18 protein-coding genes are annotated in these 19,092 nt (G+C 33.9%); 7 read left to right on the forward strand and 11 right to left on the reverse strand.

All coding sequences use genetic code 11. The features are described from left to right. Window positions 1-303 precede the first annotated feature (303 nt). From C794_RS14810 to C794_RS21295, 4 genes are all read right to left on the reverse strand, one after another. Window positions 304-1,158: an ROK family protein gene (locus tag C794_RS14810; RefSeq protein WP_017797936.1), complete on the reverse strand. Its 855-nt coding sequence runs from the start codon at window positions 1,156-1,158 to the stop codon at window positions 304-306. A gap of 19 nt (window positions 1,159-1,177) precedes the next feature. Further along, window positions 1,178-1,675, reverse strand: a complete 498-nt coding sequence (locus C794_RS14815) for a PTS sugar transporter subunit IIA (protein WP_017797937.1) — start codon at window positions 1,673-1,675, stop codon at window positions 1,178-1,180. Window positions 1,676-1,841: 166 nt separating this feature from the next. Beyond that, window positions 1,842-2,189, reverse strand: a complete 348-nt coding sequence (locus tag C794_RS21290) for a hypothetical protein (protein ID WP_017797938.1) — start codon at window positions 2,187-2,189, stop codon at window positions 1,842-1,844. Window positions 2,190-2,222: 33 nt separating this feature from the next. After that, window positions 2,223-2,645 (reverse strand): PHP domain-containing protein, encoded by a 423-nt coding sequence (locus tag C794_RS21295; RefSeq protein WP_017797939.1) that lies wholly within the window; start codon window positions 2,643-2,645, stop codon window positions 2,223-2,225. 367 nt (window positions 2,646-3,012) lie between these two features. Here C794_RS21295 and C794_RS14825 point away from each other — a divergent pair, with 367 nt between their 5' ends. The 5 genes from C794_RS14825 to C794_RS14845 all read left to right on the forward strand — a co-directional run bounded on the left by C794_RS14825 (window position 3,013) and on the right by C794_RS14845 (window position 8,479). After that, on the forward strand, window positions 3,013-3,318 hold the full coding sequence (locus C794_RS14825) for a PTS sugar transporter subunit IIB (protein ID WP_017797940.1): 306 nt from the start codon (window positions 3,013-3,015) through the stop codon (window positions 3,316-3,318). 57 nt (window positions 3,319-3,375) lie between these two features. Then, window positions 3,376-4,692 carry a PTS cellobiose transporter subunit IIC gene (gene celB, locus C794_RS14830; RefSeq protein ID WP_017797941.1) on the forward strand — a complete coding sequence of 439 codons (1,317 nt, stop codon included), beginning with the start codon at window positions 3,376-3,378 and terminating at the stop codon, window positions 4,690-4,692. Between the two features lie 34 nt (window positions 4,693-4,726). After that, window positions 4,727-5,038 carry a PTS sugar transporter subunit IIA gene (locus tag C794_RS14835; protein ID WP_017797942.1) on the forward strand — a complete coding sequence of 104 codons (312 nt, stop codon included), beginning with the start codon at window positions 4,727-4,729 and terminating at the stop codon, window positions 5,036-5,038. A 13-nt stretch (window positions 5,039-5,051) separates the two neighbouring features. Beyond that, on the forward strand, window positions 5,052-6,449 hold the full coding sequence (locus C794_RS14840) for a glycoside hydrolase family 1 protein (protein ID WP_017797943.1): 1,398 nt from the start codon (window positions 5,052-5,054) through the stop codon (window positions 6,447-6,449). Between the two features lie 83 nt (window positions 6,450-6,532). After that, on the forward strand, window positions 6,533-8,479 hold the full coding sequence (locus tag C794_RS14845) for a BglG family transcription antiterminator (protein ID WP_017797944.1): 1,947 nt from the start codon (window positions 6,533-6,535) through the stop codon (window positions 8,477-8,479). 95 nt (window positions 8,480-8,574) lie between these two features. Here C794_RS14845 and manA read toward each other — a convergent pair whose 3' ends face one another. The 5 genes from manA to C794_RS14870 form a co-directional block, all read right to left on the reverse strand. Next, on the reverse strand, window positions 8,575-9,534 hold the full coding sequence (manA, locus tag C794_RS14850) for a mannose-6-phosphate isomerase, class I (RefSeq protein WP_017797945.1): 960 nt from the start codon (window positions 9,532-9,534) through the stop codon (window positions 8,575-8,577). A gap of 179 nt (window positions 9,535-9,713) precedes the next feature. Further along, entirely contained in the window at window positions 9,714-10,829 is a 1,116-nt protein-coding gene (locus C794_RS14855; protein ID WP_017797946.1) for a Ger(x)C family spore germination protein, read from the reverse strand. Continuing rightward, on the reverse strand, window positions 10,819-11,892 hold the full coding sequence (locus tag C794_RS14860) for a GerAB/ArcD/ProY family transporter (protein ID WP_017797947.1): 1,074 nt from the start codon (window positions 11,890-11,892) through the stop codon (window positions 10,819-10,821). The genes C794_RS14855 and C794_RS14860 overlap by 11 nt, the downstream gene beginning before the upstream one ends. Beyond that, entirely contained in the window at window positions 11,879-13,204 is a 1,326-nt protein-coding gene (locus C794_RS14865; RefSeq protein ID WP_039819822.1) for a spore germination protein, read from the reverse strand. The genes C794_RS14860 and C794_RS14865 overlap by 14 nt, the downstream gene beginning before the upstream one ends. A 260-nt stretch (window positions 13,205-13,464) precedes the next feature. Next, window positions 13,465-14,997 (reverse strand): DHA2 family efflux MFS transporter permease subunit, encoded by a 1,533-nt coding sequence (locus tag C794_RS14870; protein WP_017797949.1) that lies wholly within the window; start codon window positions 14,995-14,997, stop codon window positions 13,465-13,467. Window positions 14,998-15,467: 470 nt separating this feature from the next. Between C794_RS14870 and C794_RS14875 the strand changes: the two genes are divergently transcribed. Continuing rightward, window positions 15,468-16,361, forward strand: coding sequence for a TetR/AcrR family transcriptional regulator (locus C794_RS14875; protein ID WP_017797950.1), 894 nt, complete (start codon window positions 15,468-15,470; stop codon window positions 16,359-16,361). A gap of 77 nt (window positions 16,362-16,438) precedes the next feature. Here the strand turns inward: C794_RS14875 and C794_RS14880 are convergent, their stop codons facing one another. Continuing rightward, window positions 16,439-17,119 (reverse strand): ribonuclease YeeF family protein, encoded by a 681-nt coding sequence (locus C794_RS14880; protein ID WP_017797951.1) that lies wholly within the window; start codon window positions 17,117-17,119, stop codon window positions 16,439-16,441. Window positions 17,120-17,487: 368 nt separating this feature from the next. Between C794_RS14880 and C794_RS14885 the strand changes: the two genes are divergently transcribed. Beyond that, a complete protein-coding gene (locus tag C794_RS14885) occupies window positions 17,488-18,201 on the forward strand; it encodes a DUF6612 family protein (protein ID WP_017797952.1) in 714 nt (237 codons plus the stop codon). Between the two features lie 186 nt (window positions 18,202-18,387). On the opposite strand, the gene C794_RS14890 is transcribed toward C794_RS14885, so the two are convergent. Further along, a complete protein-coding gene (locus C794_RS14890; RefSeq protein ID WP_017797953.1) occupies window positions 18,388-18,951 on the reverse strand; it encodes a sigma-70 family RNA polymerase sigma factor in 564 nt (187 codons plus the stop codon). Between the last annotated feature and the right edge of the window lie 141 nt (window positions 18,952-19,092).

Here is a 19,092-nt window from a genome sequence, read left to right on the forward strand (position 1 = left end):
GGGGTCTCATCTAGGCTAGGCCAGCTTCTCATAGGACAAAGAAGAGCTCTACAGCATTACATCGCACGCAGAAAATCGATTTTTGATTTTCAAGGAGTCTCCGTATATTTCTTACGCTTATTCTAGCTTTTATCCGTTTTTATTGAACAAAAACTTTTAGTTATCTTCTATCTTTAGACAAAGAGCTACGAACCTATTTTTACTCTCATTTAAGGGGCATAGCGACAATGCCTTTACAATTTCCGTTGCATAAAAAAAGAACTGTTGTTATGACAGCTCTTTCTGATTTTTATTTATTCAATATTATTCTTGCATTGCTAGAGCGATGGCACCTTTTACTCCTTGATTATCATTAAGTCCTGGTGCAACGATCAGCTGATTAACATCTTTTACTTCTATATAATCATTTAATAGATTGATAAATTGCTTACGTATCATCGGATATAATTTTTCTTGTTTCATTACTCCCCCGCCAATAATAATTTTTTCCGGCGATAGAATTACAAAATAATTCATGATTGCTTGTGCGAGGTAACATGCTTCTAATTTCCAAACGTCATCTTGATCAGCTAAATTCGTACTTTTTTTCCCGTAACGCGTTTCAATAGCCGGACCTGCGGCAAGTCCTTCTAAACAGGTATTATGACTAGGACAAGCACCTTCAAAAGAGTCTTCAGGGTGTTTTTGAATCAGAATATGGCCCATTTCTGAATGATCGTACCCTTGAAAAATGATTCCATTTTGTACGAAACCTGCTCCAATTCCTGTCCCAACAGTAATATAAAGACAACTTCCAGCATCTTTGGCAACTCCATAATTATATTCACCTAGCGAAGCAACATTCACATCCGTATCGATAAAAACAGGTATTTTTAGACGACTTTTTAAATCTTGCAATAATGGGAAATCCCGCCACGCCAATTTAGGAGTCTTCCCGATTGTGCCATAATGTTCACTTACTGCCCGCAAATTAATAGGACCAAACGCTCCAACACCGAGACGTTCTACTTTATGTTCTCGAAAAAACACATCTACTTGATTTAGTGTCTCATCTGGAGTAGTGGTAGGAAAAGTTATACGTTCTAAAATTTCACCATCTTGACTGCCTATAGCACAAACAAATTTTGTACCACCTGCTTCAATAGCTCCAATTCGCATGGATTTTTTTCCTCCTCAACTAGTTAACTACTTGTAAAATCTGATTCTCGCCAGCTATTACTTTCGTTGCTTTAAGAGTTTTAACTTCTCGTACATCAGCAGTATTGGAAATGATGATAGGTGTAATACTACTGGAAGCATTTTCTTCAATGAGTGCTATATCAAAGCTCATTAATGTATCGCCGACTTTTACTCTATCTCCATCATTAACATGGGCAGTAAAACCTTTTCCATCTAAGTTAACAGTATCTAATCCAATATGTATTAGAATCTCTGCATCATTTTCTGTTTGAATACCAATTGCATGTTTAGTTGGAAATACTTGTATAATCTCACCATCAACAGGGGAAACTACTTCCCCTTCAGAAGGCTTCACTGCAACACCATCACCCATCATCTTTTGTGAAAAGACTGGGTCAGGAACATCTTCTAATGGTATGATTTCACCCGTGATCGGTGCAACTATCGTAATTTCTTTTGGTTCTTTCTCTTTCTTTTTAAATAATTTCTTAAACATCTTTCATTTCCCCTTCTGCTTGTATAATATCGTAGATGAACGTTTACATTTGCTATTCTATCTAATTCTCAAAATAATAACTATATTATACTAGCTTTATCATTTTCCCAACAACTTTAACTATCTTTCTATGCTGTTTCAAAGTGTATTTTTTAACAATATACTATTAAATATCCTCTATTCTTATTGGCTCTGGTTTTCGCTTGTCAAATGTATAAATATAGGAAAACCCAGCTTCTTTTGCCATTTTCACTGCTTCATTAAAATAATTCCCTACCGTTTCTACTCGATGTGAATCCGAGCCGATCGTTAATATTTCCCCACCGATTTGTTTGTATAGCTTCAACAACTCAATCCGCGGAAAAGTTTCTCCGACCGTCTGACTTGCTAATCCAGATGTATTTATCTCCAGTCCAATACCTCGCTCCACTGCTCGATGAAGTACATGACGAATAATCTCTTCCATATCTTTTAGTTTATAATTTCCGATTTTAGCTATCGCGTAACGTTTCAATAAATCAAAATGCGCTAAAACATCTATATCTGCTTATGTTATTAGTTTTAATACTTCTTCAAAATAACCTAAATAAGCTGTGTGATTTTCTTTATCAAATAAATAATGTCTCAATTTTTCTTCTTTGATATTATGTATAGATCCTAATATAAAATCAAATTCAACCACATTTAATGCTTCCTTATATTCATCCTTCATCAAGTGCGGTTCACATAGTTCTATCCCCATCTTAATATTGAGCTTATCTTGCCATTTCGATTTTGCATGTTGAATATCTGAAATATATTTTTTGAAATCCATATGTCCATATGTTGGTGCTTTCGGATTCACTGAAAAATGCTCTGTAAAACAAATTTCATCGATACCTTTCTCGACTGCCTTCGCACATACTTCATCCATAACTGCTTTAGAATCAAAAGAATTATTTGTGTGATGATGATAATCAATCCAGTACATCCAATACCTCCTTTATTCTTCTTCTTTATAGACTACCTTATTTTTTATAAAAGTTATATAAATCAGTTTTTCTATGAACTGTTACGTTGATGATTATAGAGAAAACCTGGCTTCTTGATAGTAATGGAAGATGGCGACTCCTGCAGGAATTGTACGAGCTAAATATCCATTTGAAAAGTGTTCTTCTTTAAGTAAAACAATATAAGCTCTGTATTAATTTTCATTTACTCATTATTTCTTCAAAGTGTAGTAAAAATGAAGGTTACAATCTTTTCCGTTACACAACGGAAAAAGAATCGATATATTTGTAACCGTTTTCTTATTACAATAGAACTATAGATAGACAAACACAAGGAGGAAATCAACGATGAAACATATTCTATTAGCTTGCTCATCAGGCATGTCGACGAGTTTACTTGTATCAAAAATGGAAGAAGCAGCTGCCAAACAAGGAGTGGAAGTAAAAATTTGGGCCGTTGCTCAAGATAAAGCTTTTTCCGAATTAGAAAATGCAGACGTTCTTTTAATTGGTCCACAGATGCGATTTCTTAAAAAGAAGTTCGAAAAAGCTGGTGCAGAAGCTCAAGTACCAATCGATGTTATAGATCCAGTAGCTTATGGACGAGTTGATGGAGAAGCTGTGTTAAACAAAGCAATATCATTAATGTCATAACTTACAACAAGAATTGCTCCTAGAGAGAACAATAATGACAAAAAGGGGGAATTACAATTGGAAAACAATAAGTTTATGCAAATGTTAGAGAATTTTTTACTTCCGATTGCAGATAAATTAAATAACAACCGTTATTTATCTGCTTTACGGGATGGATTTATGGTAGCATTACCTCTCATTATCTTTGGATCTATATTTGTCGTAATCGCAAACTTGCCATTCTTAGACAAACTATTAGGAGAAAGTGCATTTGCCGCCTATCAAGATGCACTTGGACCAGCTTCAGCTTCCACATTAAGTATTATGGGATTATTTGTTATTATAGGGATAGGTTATAAATTAACAGAACATTATGAAGGGGAAGCAATTTATGGTGGTGTGGTAGCGATTGCTGCATTCATTATCCTTACACCGCAAGTATTGGAAGGAGTTGCTGGAGTTATCCCTTCTGCGGCTCTTGGTGCACAAGGAATGTTCTTAGGGATATTTACAGCTTTTATATCTGCAGAATTTTATCGATACTTTGTAAAAAAAGATTGGATGATCAAAATGCCTGCAGGAGTTCCATCAGCTGTAGCAAAATCATTCAGTGCACTCATTCCAATTGCACTGACTCTAACCGTATTTCTTGTAATTCGAATAGCAGTGAGTTTTACACCTTTTGATACGGTTCAAAATTTCATCTATACGATTATTCAAGAACCATTAACACAATTAGGTAGTGGTCTTCCAGCAACCATTGTAGCTGTGTTACTCATACAACTTTTCTGGTTTTTTGGACTGCATGGACAGATCATCGTCAACTCAGTATTTGACCCAATTTGGTATACCTTAAACGAACAAAATTTATCTGCTTTCCAAAGCGGAATAGAACTGCCAAATATTATAACGAAGCAATTTATTGATTCATTCTTAGTTGGTATGGGTGGATCAGGGATGACGCTAGCAGTAGTAATCTTAATCATATTAATTGGACGTAGTCGACAATTAAAAGAGCTCGGTAAATTAGGTGGACCCCCAGGAATATTTAATGTAAACGAGCCGATTATCTTTGGATTGCCAATTATTATGAATCCATTGGTGCTCATACCATGGCTGATTGCTCCTGTAGTAGTCACAATAATCACCTATATTTCCATGTCGATTGGGATTGTTCCTAAACCTGCTGGAATTATTGTCCCTTGGACGACACCACCATTATTAAGTGGATTTTTAGCAACTGGTAATGCGTGGCAAGGAGCTGTGTTACAAGCAGTAAACTTATTAATCGTAATGGGAATATGGTGGCCATTCTTAAAAATCTTGGATAAAAACTACTACGAAAATGAAAAAACTAGCGATAGCAATTCTGATTCAGTGAAAAGAACTTCATAAATCAGGATGTCTAGCTAATACAGAGGTGATGTACATGAATCAGACACAATTAACAGAAACAGCATTTCAAATCATCCTTTATGCAGGCAATGGAAAATCAAGTGCGATGGAAGCAATCCAAGCTGCAAAGGAAGGCAATTTCACAGAAGCAGATACACTTATCCAAACTGCAAGTGATGAATTAACAAATGCGCATAACTTTCAAACGAAACTATTACATGATGAAGCAAATGGAGATAAAAAGGACATCAATCTTATCCTTATTCATTCACAAGATCATCTAATGAATGCAATGACCATTAAAGATTTAGCTATCGAAATTATTGATATTTATCGAAATAAGTAGTGGAGGTATTACTATGACGGAGCAAAACTATCAATTTCCTGACGGATTCTGGTGGGGCAGTGCAACTTCAGCAACACAGATCGAAGGAGCTGCAAATCAATATGGAAAAGGACAAAATATATGGGATCATTGGTATAACGTACAGCCTGAACGATTTTACAATCAAGTTGGCCCAGAACATACATCTGACTTTTACCATCGCTATAAAGAAGACATTGCTTTAATGAAAGAATTTGGACATAACTCGTTTCGTCTATCTATTTCTTGGTCGCGATTAATCCCAGATGGGATTGGTAATGTAAATGAAGAAGCTGTTTCCTTCTATAATAATGTTATCGATGAATTAATTGCCAATGATATTGAACCTTTTGTTAATCTATTTCACTTTGATATGCCCCTGCCAATGCAAGAAATTGGTGGATGGGAAAACCGTGAAGTTATTAAAATGTATCAACAATATGCGAAGAAGGCATTTGAACTATTTGGCGATCGCGTAAAAAGATGGTTTACCTTTAACGAACCAATTGTACCAGTTGAAGGCGGATATTTATATAATTTTCATTATCCAAATGTAGTGGATGCAAAAAGAGCAATCCAAGTTGCCTACCATACTATAATTGCTCATGCGACTGCAGTTCAAACATTTAGAGAATTGAATGTTACAAATGGAAAAATTGGCATTATCCTAAACCTAACACCTTCTTATCCAAGAAGTGAACACAAAGCTGATCAAAAAGCTGCGCATATCGCTGATTTATTCTTTAATCGCAGCTTTTTAGATCCTGCTGTACTTGGCGAGTACCCAGAAGATTTAATTAACCTTTTAAAAGAACATGATCACCTTCCGCAAACAGAGGATGGGGATGCAATACTAATCAAAGAAAATACGATTGATATTTTAGGTGTGAATTACTACCAACCTAGAAGAGTAAAGGCAAAAGAGTATTTGCCGAATCCGTATAGTCCTTTTATGCCTGATTGGTTTTTTGATTCCTATGAAATGCCAGGAAGGCGTATGAATGAATATCGTGGATGGGAAATCTATGAAAAAGGAATCTATGATATTATGATCAATCTAAAAGAAAATTATCATAATATCGAATCATTTATTTCAGAGAATGGGATGGGTGTTCAAGGAGAAGAACGCTTTCTTGAAAACGGACAAATTCAAGATGATTACCGTATCACCTTTATACAAGATCATTTGAAGTGGCTACATCAAGCAATCACTGAAGGTTGTAATGCAAAAGGCTATCACCTTTGGACTACAATGGATAACTGGTCATGGTCAAATGCTTATAAGAATCGCTACGGTTTCTTTTCTGTAAATATTGATACGATGGAAAGAACTCCAAAGAAAAGCGCCTATTGGTTTAAACAAATAAGTGAACAAAATGGATTTCAGGCATAGTTATAAATAAAGAATAGATAGAAGGAGTTGTTTTCATGATACAAAACAGCTCCCTTCTCTACGTTTGAAGGAGGTGGATTACAATGGACACTAGGTTACGTGTAATGTTAAAGGAATTTATCCAAGCAAAATCTCCATTAACGAGCACTTTTATTGCTAATATTAACCATGTAACATCTCGAACAACGAGAGATGATATTAAAAAATTGAATCAACAACTTCACGCGCATGGAGCAACAATTCAATCTATTAAAGGAAAAGGATATCAATTATCCATTCAAAATGAAGATGAATTTCATCGTTTCTTAACCATGGAATGGAATCAGGAATCTAATTCCAGAAACACTCCAAATACTCCCGAACAACGTGTCAAATATATTGTTAGACGATTATTATTTACAATGGACTACATAAAACTAGAACAATTAGCAGATGAGATGTATATTAGTAAATCTACCATTCAAAATGATATGAAGTTAGTACGGCAACAATTGAAACCTTTCGAACTAGATATCCATGTTAAACCTAGTCATGGTATTAAGATCATTGGAGAAGAAATAAAAATACGATTTTGCATGGCAGAATTTTTTGTTGATCGAGAAAACGATTCACATGCGGATGTAAAACCGCATTATGAATTTGTTACATTACCGCATCATCAGTTGAGAATGATTAAAAATATAATCATCCAACAATTGGACTCACATCAAATGACCTTATCAGATATTGCCATTCACAACCTATTTATTCATATTGCTATTGCTGTCTTACGTATTAGAGACGGACACCCCATCGATTTCAATGCAGCACACATGGAAGAAATGCAAGATATGAAAGACACAAAAGCATATTATGTCGCAGAGAAGATTGTGGAAGATACAGAAAAACAATTACAATTATCTTTTCCAAAGACAGAAACAATTTATGTCGCTTTACATCTTCTGGGTACAAAAATGGTTGCCTCTACCAAAATAGACAGTACAGATATTGAATCTATCTTAGATCCCTCTATTTATAAACTTGTGGTGCTCTCATTAGAAAAGATTGAAGAGGAAATGCATCTCGATATAAGTAAAGATAAAGAGTTAATGATTAGTCTAGGGATGCATCTAAAGCCAGCGATGAATCGATACAAGTATGGAATGAATATTCGCAATCCTATGCTTTCACATATTAAGAAAAACTACCAACTCGCTTTTCAAGCTGCCGTCTATGCAGGAGTTGTCATCGAAGAGAAAACAGGTATAACAATTGATGAAAATGAAATCGGTTACCTTGCGCTACACATTGGTGCAGCAATGGAAAGAAACAAATTAAAAAAAGGACCAAAGCGTTGCCTAGTTGTGTGTGCATCTGGTATGGGTACTGCGCAATTAATTTATTATAAACTCAAATCAAAGTTTGAAGGAAAAATGGAAGTGGTGGGTACTACCGAATATTATCGTTTACGTGATTACCCACTTGATGATATCGACCTGATTATTTCCTCTATTCCTATTAAGGAAGATATACGAATTCCAGTCATTGAAGTCAATGCAATAATTGAAGAAGATGATTTACAACATATTCAATCATTTATATCTGGCAAAGAAACAAATCTACTATCCAAATATTTGCATGAGGCGAATATCTTTTTAAACTTAGAAGTTGCTTCTAAAGAACAAGTACTAAAGTATATGACCGTACACCTCCAAGAGAACGAATACGTAGACACAGATCTTTTAGATTCCATTTATGAACGAGAAAAAATTGCACCGACCTCATTTGGAAATCTAGTGGCTATTCCACATCCACTAACACCGAAGTCGGAGCAAACTTTCATTTCTATCGCAACGTTAAAAGAACCTATTGTATGGGCAGATAAAACTGTACAATTTGTTTGTCTATTAAGCGTAAAAAGAAACAGTCAGGAGGATTTACAATCCCTATACGAAACCATCGGGAAAATCATCGACCGCCCTTCTATTGTCCAAAAGCTTGTGCAAACAAAGGATAAGAATACGTTTATAGAGATAATTAAGCAAGTTTAAAACAGCTCTAGAATACAAAAAGTGAGTCCCCATCGTTTGGAGACTCACCCACCTATACTTCATTAAAACGTAGCAATTTCCCACCTATTTCGATATTAGGAAGGATGAGATACGATACATTCTGCATTTCCTTCTAGTTCATATTTTTTTATGCCTTGAGGCAATATAAAGTTTGAACCTTTTTCAATAGTAAACTTCTTATCCCCTATTTTAATCGTACCTGTTCCTTCAACTACGCTTACTTGTAAAAAGTCTTTATCGAGTAATTTTGTTACATTTCCTTGTATCTCCCAATGATATACTGTAAAGTAGCCCGTTTCAATTAACTTTCGAATTGATAAGTCTTCTTGCACTTCTTCTGATGGTTTTATTTTAACGTCTTGATGCGGTACCATCGTCACTTCTTTCGCTTTTTCTAAATGTAGTTCACGTTTATTTCCTTCTGAGTCTTTACGATCATAATCGTACACGCGATATGTAATATCGGAGCTTTGCTGGGTTTCGAGAATAACAATCCCTTTTCCGATTGCATGTATAGTACCGCTTGGAACATGGACAAAATCTCCCTTTGCAACAGGAACTCGTTTTAATAATTGATTCCAATCACCTTGATCAATCATCTGATTTAATTCTTCTTTTGTCTCTGCATGGTGACCTAGGATGAGTTCCGCGCCAGGCTCTGCATCCAATACGTACCAGCATTCAGTTTTACCATATGATTCATGTTCAACTTCTTGAGCATATGTATCGTCAGGGTGAACTTGCACAGATAAATCATCATTCGCATCCAATATTTTAATGAGTAATGGATACGCTTCATTCGAGTCATATATTTTATTAAATAACTCCCCATGATGTTCCCACGCATCTATAAGTGTTTTCCCTTGTAAAGGACCATTTATGATTTTACTTGGCCCGTGCTTATGAGCAGAAATCACCCATGCCTCGCCCGCTCTTTCATATAAGCTCTCGTATCCAAATAATTCTTGTAGCTTTTGCCCTCCCCATATTCTTTCTTGCATTACTGGCTCTAAAAATATCGGTTCTTGATACATATTGTATTCATCTCCTCAAACGCTTTCGTATAACTATTATTATAACAAATCCGAATGAAGCCTTGTTTGATTTTTATTGTAGAAGGTCGCTATGAATTGCGTGGTTCCATTCTAATCAAAGGTAAGTAATTTTTATAACCGAAATATTAATAAAATGTTCAATAATAGAAGGGACAGTGTTATCTCACACTATCCTCCTCCCAGTCTTTAAAATCATCGTTATTCAAGTTTCTAATTTTACCATTATTCTCAATTACCGCCTCTACATCTACGTTCACATTTATATTTGGATATAATTCGTTTAGAAAGTTTTTCAGTTCAGAATTAGTATAGTTTTTACGTAAACGATCGCTAATACCTAATATATCAACTTGTTTCTCTTGCAATTTCTGTACGAGTTGAAGTGTAACGTTCTTCATTTTTTCTTCAAACATACGTTGAATATCTTGATCGGTCAAGTGATCATCTGCTTCAGCAACGATTACAACAAACTCTAATTTTATCGTTAGATCAATATTTTCTCCATTTACTGTATAGTCATATTTTACATCTCTTTCTACCAACTCTACATTAGTTGTATCATCTATAGTTACAAATGTTTTTATCACATTTTCATCATTAAGTAAATTCATAATCATTACCTCAACTGAACTTATCCTATCAACAATTTGTCCGTTTTTTAGAATAGAAGCTCCTAAGTAATCCATTGTTAAATCTTGATTCGAACCAATTAACGGTATCGCAATATCGCTAGTATGAGAATGTATTCCCCGGTAGACTTCCCATAAGCTCACTTCAGGATCATAAATATCCCAACCAACCTGCTTTTCTAAAAAGCCAAAAATAGGTGTTCCAACTTCTTCAAAATTACTAATCATTAATTCGAAATACTCATTCATATCCTCCTTGATAAATGCTACAGATGGCGTAGCAGGCATATCTCGCATTCTCATGAAAGTATTTATTATATTCTCGACCCCTTCTTCTCCAAGCTTTTCATCTATTACAATAAAATCGATGTGCTCCGAATCAATGGTCGTTTCAATCTTTTTTCGAATTTGTTCAATAGCGTCTACTAATGTTTTACCTTTCCCATCCACTTTCGCCAGATTTCTTTGCTCAGAAACAACAGATACAGGAATGATATAATACACATGATATAATTCTTCTTCTTTCGTAACTCCCATCATAATTGGCATTGAACGATAGTTAATATCTCGTGAGTCCCAGCACCCACTGAGTAACATCAAAATAAATAACGTACTTAGAATCTTTATCCAATAATTATATTTCATGCTTTTGCCTTCTTCCTATCCAAAAGATGAAAATCAAAAGACTAATTATAGAATAGAATCGAAATGGTACGAGCCACAAAGTATGACTTTGTACTTGCTCCCACGTAGATATCATATTCGCAACAAAAGTAATTCCTATAACAATTACTACTAATGCAATCGACGCATGGAGATTACTTACTTGAAAAATACTTTGATACATCATTCGTAATATATGTAATAACATACCTAAAAATAAAGTAGCGTAAATGAGTAGACTTAAGCCAAATAAACTAGTAAGAGTTTCAAAAATAGACCACTCGACATCAACAGAAGCCAACATTTCGATATATGGAAAAGTAAAATTTCTTGCAACTTCATAACCAAATACCGACATAGGGGAATAAGCAGATATAAATATAATTGGAATCAAAAACCACGATGACCAAAATATAATTTTAAAATTATATTTATTCTTCTTTGGTAAGAAGGCTAGAAATAAAAATGTCGGAGATAGAATCAGAAACCCCGTAATAAAAGGAATATCCAATAAAAAGTCAATATTATCAACCTTCATTGGAAATATGTAATACCATTTTGCATTATAAAAAGACAATAAGAAAATAATTACAATAACAAACCCCGAAGTTGCCATAATTAAAAAAGCTGTACGAAAAATACTTTCCATCGATCCTAGACCGATATAAGTCGCTGTTACAATAAATAAGATCATAACATATAAAATTGGTGTCTGATTTAGAAATAACACAGTTGTAAATTCAGCATAAGTACGAACAGCAGTAATTACTGTTCCAATTAAAAATAGGCTTAATGGGATAAAAACTACTATTGAAACTAACCAACGGTTTTTAGGTAAATGTTCTAAAATATTGGGTTTCTTTAGTTTCGATATCCCATATAAAAAGAGCCCTATTATAAGAATGTATGAAATCCCATGTAATAGAACAACCAACCAATGTCCATTTTCAACCGTATCAAGAATTAGTGTTGGATAAAGAAGAAACATTAATCCTATATTCACAATAAAAAAATAGGTTATAATCAATAGATTACTGATTTTCACTTTGAATCCCTTCCTTTTTCCATCGGACATAAGGTACTCCAAAATTTGTAATCCGGGCAATATAAGCACACAGTACTAATAGTCCAATAACATGTCCTAGAATTCCAAATAAAGCCGAAAAAATCACAATTACATACTTCATAAGACGTAGAGTAACTCCATTCTCAAAACTTATAATTATTCCATTGGCAATAGTGGTTGCAGCAATAACGATGATCAATACTCCACTCACTAGACTTGCTTCTACAATTGCTTGCCCCAAAATGATTCCACCAACAACTCCAATCGTATTAGATATGGAAAGTGGTAAACGTACTGCAGCTTCCGTAATTAATTCAATTAGTAATAACATAATCATTATTTCTATGAAAGCAGGGTAAGGTACAAATTGCCTGCTTTCTGTTATGGAAAGTGCTAATTGAATTTTTAACATTTCGGGATTGATTGTTATCAAGGCAACATATAATCCAGGTAAAAGAAGTGCAATCAAAATCCCTATAATACGTAAAGCATACAAGGCATAAACAAATACACTTAAATAATTACTATCACTTGGCTGTTTGAATACATCAAAAACTGTATTGAATAATACCAATGCAAACGGGTAGCCATCCATAAAAAAAACAATTTTTCCTTGCTCTAAATATTCTATTGCATTTTCTGGTAATTCCGTAGAAGATATACGTGTAATTAAATCAAACTTTGAAAATCCAAGTGCAACATGAATATCTTTCAACTGTTTAATTTCATTTGGATATCCCTCAATTTTCTTCTTGATTTTTTGTACCATTTTTTCTTCTGTGGTTCCCTTTAACATAATAAAAGAAAAACGACGATTTCTTTTACCATGTTGGGTTGTGATTACTTCAACATCCTTTGATCGATACTTACTACGCATTAGTCCAATGTTTTGTTGACTATTTTCTGTAAAAGCATCCTTTGAACCATAAATAATTGACTCATTCACAGGTACATCTATACTTCGATATAAAGATTGTGAGAATGGATCAATAATTAGAGACACTTCTCTATTACGATTCCAAACAACTAATTTCCCTTCATACAAAGCTTGAATCAGTTTACTGGATTGAAGTTTCTCCCATGGCATTTTTTCTGAACGAAAAGTATATTTCCCTGATTGATTCTCATCTTCCTCATGAACTAATGTATCAATCATTTTCCAAGTTTTAGAAAAGTCCACCAAGCTTTCAAAACCTATGACGTCATAAAGAGTACCATTTATTACAATCGCCTTCACTTTCAAATCTTTGTTTTTCTTTTTTAGTTCATCTACCTGGTTGATGAAATCCATTTTTAGCACCCTTTCGCTTCTCCTACCTTTATTAATGAACCAGGAAGCGAATTTTCATGCAAATAAATCTAAATTTCAGGTGGCAATTGGTTATGATCACTATGAAGACATTACTTATGATCTTCCATTATGTATAAGGATTTATTCACCAAGATTTTTTTAAAAGGGGAAGAATAGTATCATAAAATAAACTCATATACTAAAAGAGCATTGTCATTATAAATGACAATGCTCTTATTACATCAAAATTTTATACGAAATTAAGAACTATACTCTGTTTTATTTCTAGTTTTTAGTTTTTCTTTGGTAATCATTTTCCCATCTGTACCAATTCTACGAATAAAGAAAGATAAGACTAAAGCTATTCCCATAATTAATAAGGAAATAAAGAAAGAAAAGTTAATTCCCTGAAGCATTGCTTCATTCATAATCTCTGCTTCCATTGTTGCCATCGCTTGTTCAGATGGCATTTGACTTGGGTCTATACTATTCATTGCAGATTGTGCTAGTTCTTCCGCTTTTGTTTCTGTTCTATTATTCATAATTGTAATAAGTAAAGCTGAGCCAATTGCTCCTGAAACTTGTTGCAACGTATTGTTCATCGCTGTACCATGAGGATTCTCATGCATTGGTAACTGATTTAAACCGTTTGTCATAACAGGCATCATTACCATCGACATACCGAAACTACGTATCGCAAATACGAGCATCATCTGTCCAAACGTTGTTTCCAAGTCCAATTGAGTAAAAAAGTAAGTCGTTGACATCGTAATTAACAATCCTAGAATCGCTAATGTGCGTGCACCAAACTTATCAAACAGTCTTCCCGTAATTGGAGACATGAATCCCATTACGAGTGCACCAGGTAACATTAATAATCCAGCTTCAAATGGTGTAAATCCTCGAACTGTCTGTACGTATAATGGCAGTAAAATCATTCCGGAGAATAGTGCCATTGCTAAAACGATCGAAATCGCAGATGATAATGCAAACATTGGGTATTTAAAAATCTTAAACTGTAGCATGGGCTCTTCCATTTTTAATTGGCGCAGAACTAAAGCAATGACAGAAATGACACCTATTATAATTGTTCCATATACATATGGGCTACTCCAACCTTGTTCTCCAGCAGAACTAAATCCATATAATAACCCCCCGAAACCAAAGCTAGATAATATAATTGAAAATACATCAAGTTTAATTTCACGTTGAGGAGTTACATTCTTCAGCTTGAACATCCCAATAATTAATGATAGTAATGCAATTGGAATAACAATATCAAATAAAGTTCTCCAGTCATAATGTTCTACAATCCATCCTGATAATGTCGGGCCTAGAGCTGGTGCAACGACCATTACCAGACCGAATGTACCCATCGCAGTTCCACGTTTTTCAATTGGAAAAGCAGTTAGCATAACGTTCATCAGTAATGGCATCATTACCGCTGAACCTGCAGCTTGTATTAATCTTGCAATAAGCAGTACGGCAAAGGTTGGAGATATACTCGCCAACACTGTTCCGATTGTAAATAACGACATTGCCGTTAAAAATAAACTTTTATTTGTAAAGCGTTGAATCAAAAATGCACTCGCAGGTATTAATATACCATTTACCAGCATATAACCATTTGTTAACCACTGCACAGCAGTTGGGCTAACTTCAAACTCGTTCATAATGGATGGCAATGCAACATTAAGCAAAGTCTCATTTAAAATTGCAACGAATGCACCAATAAATAATATTGCGATCATACCGTAAGGCGGTTTTTTATGAAGTGATTCTACATTCGTCATCATCTTACCTTCTTTCTTATATATTTCATAGTAGCTATAGCTTCAATTATAGTGCGTGTTCAAAAAGGATGATGGAAAGGACCAAGAAGATCGAGGCGGCGTAGCTTTGAGTATCGGAACGTATGCAGTTAATACGTAAGGAACGGAAAAGCAAGCCAACGAAGAAATTGGATGTGTCATTTTCATCGGACTTTATGAACAACCTCTTAAAACAAATTAATAACTTAATTATCTAGACTCATAGTATAAATATACAAAAATATCATCTACCTACTCATTCTATCAATTCAGTACTCATCCGTTTTTAGGAAACTTTTTTCATTTTATACCCATAGTTCAAAAAATGCAATACTTAAGTTTGTTAAATTTCATTAAAGTTGATATATCAAATCTTTTTAGATAAAATTAAATTATACTAGCGTTATAAAAAGGAATTTATTCACTTAAATTTTCAAATAAGGATAGATTTGATGAATCACAAAAAAAAGCAAATTATTGATGCTGCTCAATCGTTATTTATAAAAAAAGGATTTACTTCTACTTCTATTCAAGATATTTTGAACGTGGCATCTATATCAAAAGGCACGTTCTATAACTATTTCACTTCTAAAAATGAATGCTTAATCGAGTTGTTACAATTAATAAGAGAAGAAATAGTTTATGAACGTAAACATCTGGAATCTTCAAAAGAGGCTAGTGATAAATCTGTTTTTATTAAACAAATCGCAGTGCGGTTTCATATTGATAGAAAACATAATTTACTTGCGTTATTTTCATCATTACCTACTGCATCCAAAGAGGATGATGAACTTCACATTTATATCAAAACTCAGTATTTACAAGAGATCGTTTGGATTGCAGAACGATTAACTTCTATTTATGGAAAGTTTATAAAAAAACACGCTTTTGATTACGCCGTAAGTTTACTTGGAAATTTACATTTCACTTCCAAAGTTATGTACGATGTGAAACCTCATATTTTAGAAGTAGAAACCATTATTAACTTCTCTTTATCCCAGTTAGACAATATTATAAATACTCATTCAAACGATAAGCCTATTCTTTTCCAAACGGAATATTTTCATCCTTATATGGAAAAACCAAATGGTTCTATAAAAGAATTCAAATTCGAAATGAAACAAATATTAGCAAACTTAGAACAACAAATTAATCATGCTAATGAACCAAAAACAAGTCACTTTATTGATTTCTTGTATGGAGAATTAGAAGCACAAGAACCAAGAATTTTCCTTTTAGAAAGTGTTATCCAATCTTTAATTCATGCATTTGAAGGGTCTGATAACGAAAAAAATGCCAGGCACTTATTAACCTTGCTTTGCTATATGGAAAAACAAGAATCATAAAAAACGCTGTCTAACAAGTCGTAACTTCACTTGTTGACAGCGTTTTTTTATTATAAATCGTTCAAATAAATGGCTTTTTACCCCTGTCTCTTCAATCGGTCTATAAACTCCTGATGAAATTCATAATGAAATAATTGTTTCGCTTCATATGTTCCTACACTTATATCTCGATTGGTAAGCAATCCATTTAATTCAGACATATATTTATTTACGTTTTTTATATCTACAAACTGGTTATTCAAGATATTTGCAGCATTATGATCAAATTCGTACATCTTGTCCACTGTATCCAAGACATGTTTTCTAGAACGACTAATATTTTCATGAAATTCTTGGTCATCTAAATTAGGGATGGAGACAATATCCCTAATAGAAGAAAGACTACGATTAACGGAGTCGGTAAGTGACATGGTCACATTGCCAGCTTTTTTTAATGACTGCTCCACATCTCTACGTAAAAACTCTTCATCAATCCTGCCACTATCACTAGGTTCAATTTGATATAAATTCATTCTTATTTTTCTTAAATTTGCATCATAATTTTCAATCATATCCAGAACGTATTGTTGTAAAGGCAAGTGTGTCTCACGATAAAAAGTACGTACCGATTCAGCAGCTTCCCCTGTAAACATCTCCTCAGACTCTAATAGACTATTTACAGCTTTTTTCATTTCATCAAGCTTTTCACGAGATTGATCCAGCATAGATTGTGTTTGATCAATTTGTGTATGTAGTTGTTTAATATCCATTGTTTTCATATCTAACACACCACCTTTGATGAATGCCAGTTATTCCTATCCATTTCTACATTCATTCAAATCATTCTCATACTATTATAATAAAAGATATCCTAAATGATAAGTTGTTTTCTGATAATTAAATCAATTGAACTAAAACGTAGGGTGACTTTTTATCAAAATAGTGCTTTTCACATAGAAACATTTGTGTAATGATGCAAATATATCTGAATGTTGCGCTATTTCCATAGAAGTTTATATGTATTCTTTATATCATTGTTCGACAATTTCTCTTTATTATATCCTACCATATGTATATCCAACAATAATAGACACCTTTAGACCCATATAGTATACTTAGCACGATGATGCTAAAAGGACGTGAAGTCATGAAGAGATTGGTGTTGCTTTTATTATTTACAATTATTATCTTATCAGCTTGTTCAGAAAATAAGGAAGATATTGTTGAAAAAGCACTACAAACAGAAGATACTTTAGAAAGTTACGCTACAGATTATGGAATTGCAATCAATGTCGAGACAGAATTTCGTAATGAATCTTCTTCCGTACAAGGAAATGCAACCATTGTGGAAAATCCAGCAGCACTACATCAGGTTTTCACATCAACAACGTCGAATAATGAATCCTCCGTAGAAGGATATATGGTTAAAGAAGATAGTTATATTAAAGAAGGTGATTCAGAATGGATCTACCAACAAATAGAACCAGACGCTATACAATTTGAACCATCCTATCACGATATTCTTAGTATTATTGAGCAAGTACATGAAAATACGGAGTTTACAGAACAAGATAGTACATATCAACTTTCATTTGAAGGATTTAACCGACAAATATATGATGCGTTATCAAGCCCCTTTAACGTAGAACTTACAGGCTTCGAGCTTGATGATGATGTAGAACAAAAACTAGTCATTTTAATTAACAAAGATGACCACACCATACAATCATTACAATACGATATTGTAGCAGAGAATTCGGATACAGGAAAGGTCACAATGGACATCCACATGGACTACAATAATTTTAATGAAGTGGAAGAAATCACTATCCCTGAGGAAGTGAAAGATTCTGCTTCCTAATATGGATGAAGCACAAGCCGACTACCAACGATTGATAGTCGGCTTTATTTATGGAAGCACATCGTTGCAGGGAGTGTGTTACTTTCCTTCCAAGTCTGCTTCACCATACTTATCTCATATATACGCAGCTTAAGGTAAAAATAATCCTTTTTTATGTTCATCAGTTTGAATTTTCCAAAATCCTAATTAAAATTTTTTTAAATTTTCCCATCCTGCTGATCGAAGTTTCTTTCTAACCTCTCTTGCCCAACCTTTGACTGCTACTAATGTAACTTTTTCTTGATTGGCTATTTCCTGTTGAGACATTCCCTCTATTACATAATAACGTACCCATTTCCATTCTTTTTCTGTAAGTAAACTACGTATTACTTTCCAGAATTCTCTATTTATGTCCATTTCACTTTTAACTTCCGCCTCGTTGTCTATCAATATATGACTAACTCCCGTAGGATTACGATAATTTCCAGATGTGGTATCTACTTGATATTGTTTTTTAAACTTTTCCAATAGCTCCTTCTCTTTCCCCCCTTTTCGAATTGCGTCGATGAGTCGATTTCTAATCGTATAATTCATATATGTGGAAAGTGATCCTTTATCTGGTTGATAGTTTTCATATGCTTTCCACATTGCCACCAAACCTTCTTGAAAATATTCCTCGTCTTTGTCGTCGATTTGTAATTGATGTATTTGGTAGTACACCCTCCGCTCATTTTGCTTTAGAAATTCCTCTAAATCCCTGTTTTCATTCATTTTTATTCCTCCTGTAAATGTAAAGTACTATTATCATAGCTAACTGTTTTTAGAAATACATTTTTGCTAAAACGTCTTTTCTTAGTAAAAAAACACCGTTCTAAAGATATTTTTTAATTTTGCTTACACCTACCATAGATA

This window comes from Oceanobacillus kimchii X50, assembly GCF_000340475.1.
GTDB lineage: Bacteria > Bacillota > Bacilli > Bacillales > Amphibacillaceae > Oceanobacillus > Oceanobacillus kimchii.

What these genes read in the sequence shown, in the direction of transcription:
- C794_RS14890 (WP_017797953.1), bottom strand. Translation starts at nt 18,951, where the DNA reads ATGAATGAAAACAGGGATTTAGAGGAATTTCTAAAGCAAAATGAGCGG.
- C794_RS14815 (WP_017797937.1), bottom strand. Translation starts at nt 1,675, where the DNA reads ATGTTTAAGAAATTATTTAAAAAGAAAGAGAAAGAACCAAAAGAAATT.
- C794_RS14865 (WP_039819822.1), bottom strand. Translation starts at nt 13,204, where the DNA reads ATGGATTTCATCAACCAGGTAGATGAACTAAAAAAGAAAAACAAAGAT.
- C794_RS14880 (WP_017797951.1), bottom strand. Translation starts at nt 17,119, where the DNA reads ATGAAAACAATGGATATTAAACAACTACATACACAAATTGATCAAACA.
- manA (WP_017797945.1), bottom strand. Translation starts at nt 9,534, where the DNA reads ATGTATCAAGAACCGATATTTTTAGAGCCAGTAATGCAAGAAAGAATA.
- C794_RS14875 (WP_017797950.1), top strand. Translation starts at nt 15,468, where the DNA reads ATGAATCACAAAAAAAAGCAAATTATTGATGCTGCTCAATCGTTATTT.
- C794_RS14855 (WP_017797946.1), bottom strand. Translation starts at nt 10,829, where the DNA reads ATGAAATATAATTATTGGATAAAGATTCTAAGTACGTTATTTATTTTG.
- C794_RS14840 (WP_017797943.1), top strand. Translation starts at nt 5,052, where the DNA reads ATGACGGAGCAAAACTATCAATTTCCTGACGGATTCTGGTGGGGCAGT.
- C794_RS14835 (WP_017797942.1), top strand. Translation starts at nt 4,727, where the DNA reads ATGAATCAGACACAATTAACAGAAACAGCATTTCAAATCATCCTTTAT.
- C794_RS14885 (WP_017797952.1), top strand. Translation starts at nt 17,488, where the DNA reads ATGAAGAGATTGGTGTTGCTTTTATTATTTACAATTATTATCTTATCA.
- C794_RS14870 (WP_017797949.1), bottom strand. Translation starts at nt 14,997, where the DNA reads ATGACGAATGTAGAATCACTTCATAAAAAACCGCCTTACGGTATGATC.
- C794_RS21295 (WP_017797939.1), bottom strand. Translation starts at nt 2,645, where the DNA reads ATGTACTGGATTGATTATCATCATCACACAAATAATTCTTTTGATTCT.
- C794_RS14810 (WP_017797936.1), bottom strand. Translation starts at nt 1,158, where the DNA reads ATGCGAATTGGAGCTATTGAAGCAGGTGGTACAAAATTTGTTTGTGCT.
- C794_RS14845 (WP_017797944.1), top strand. Translation starts at nt 6,533, where the DNA reads ATGGACACTAGGTTACGTGTAATGTTAAAGGAATTTATCCAAGCAAAA.
- C794_RS14825 (WP_017797940.1), top strand. Translation starts at nt 3,013, where the DNA reads ATGAAACATATTCTATTAGCTTGCTCATCAGGCATGTCGACGAGTTTA.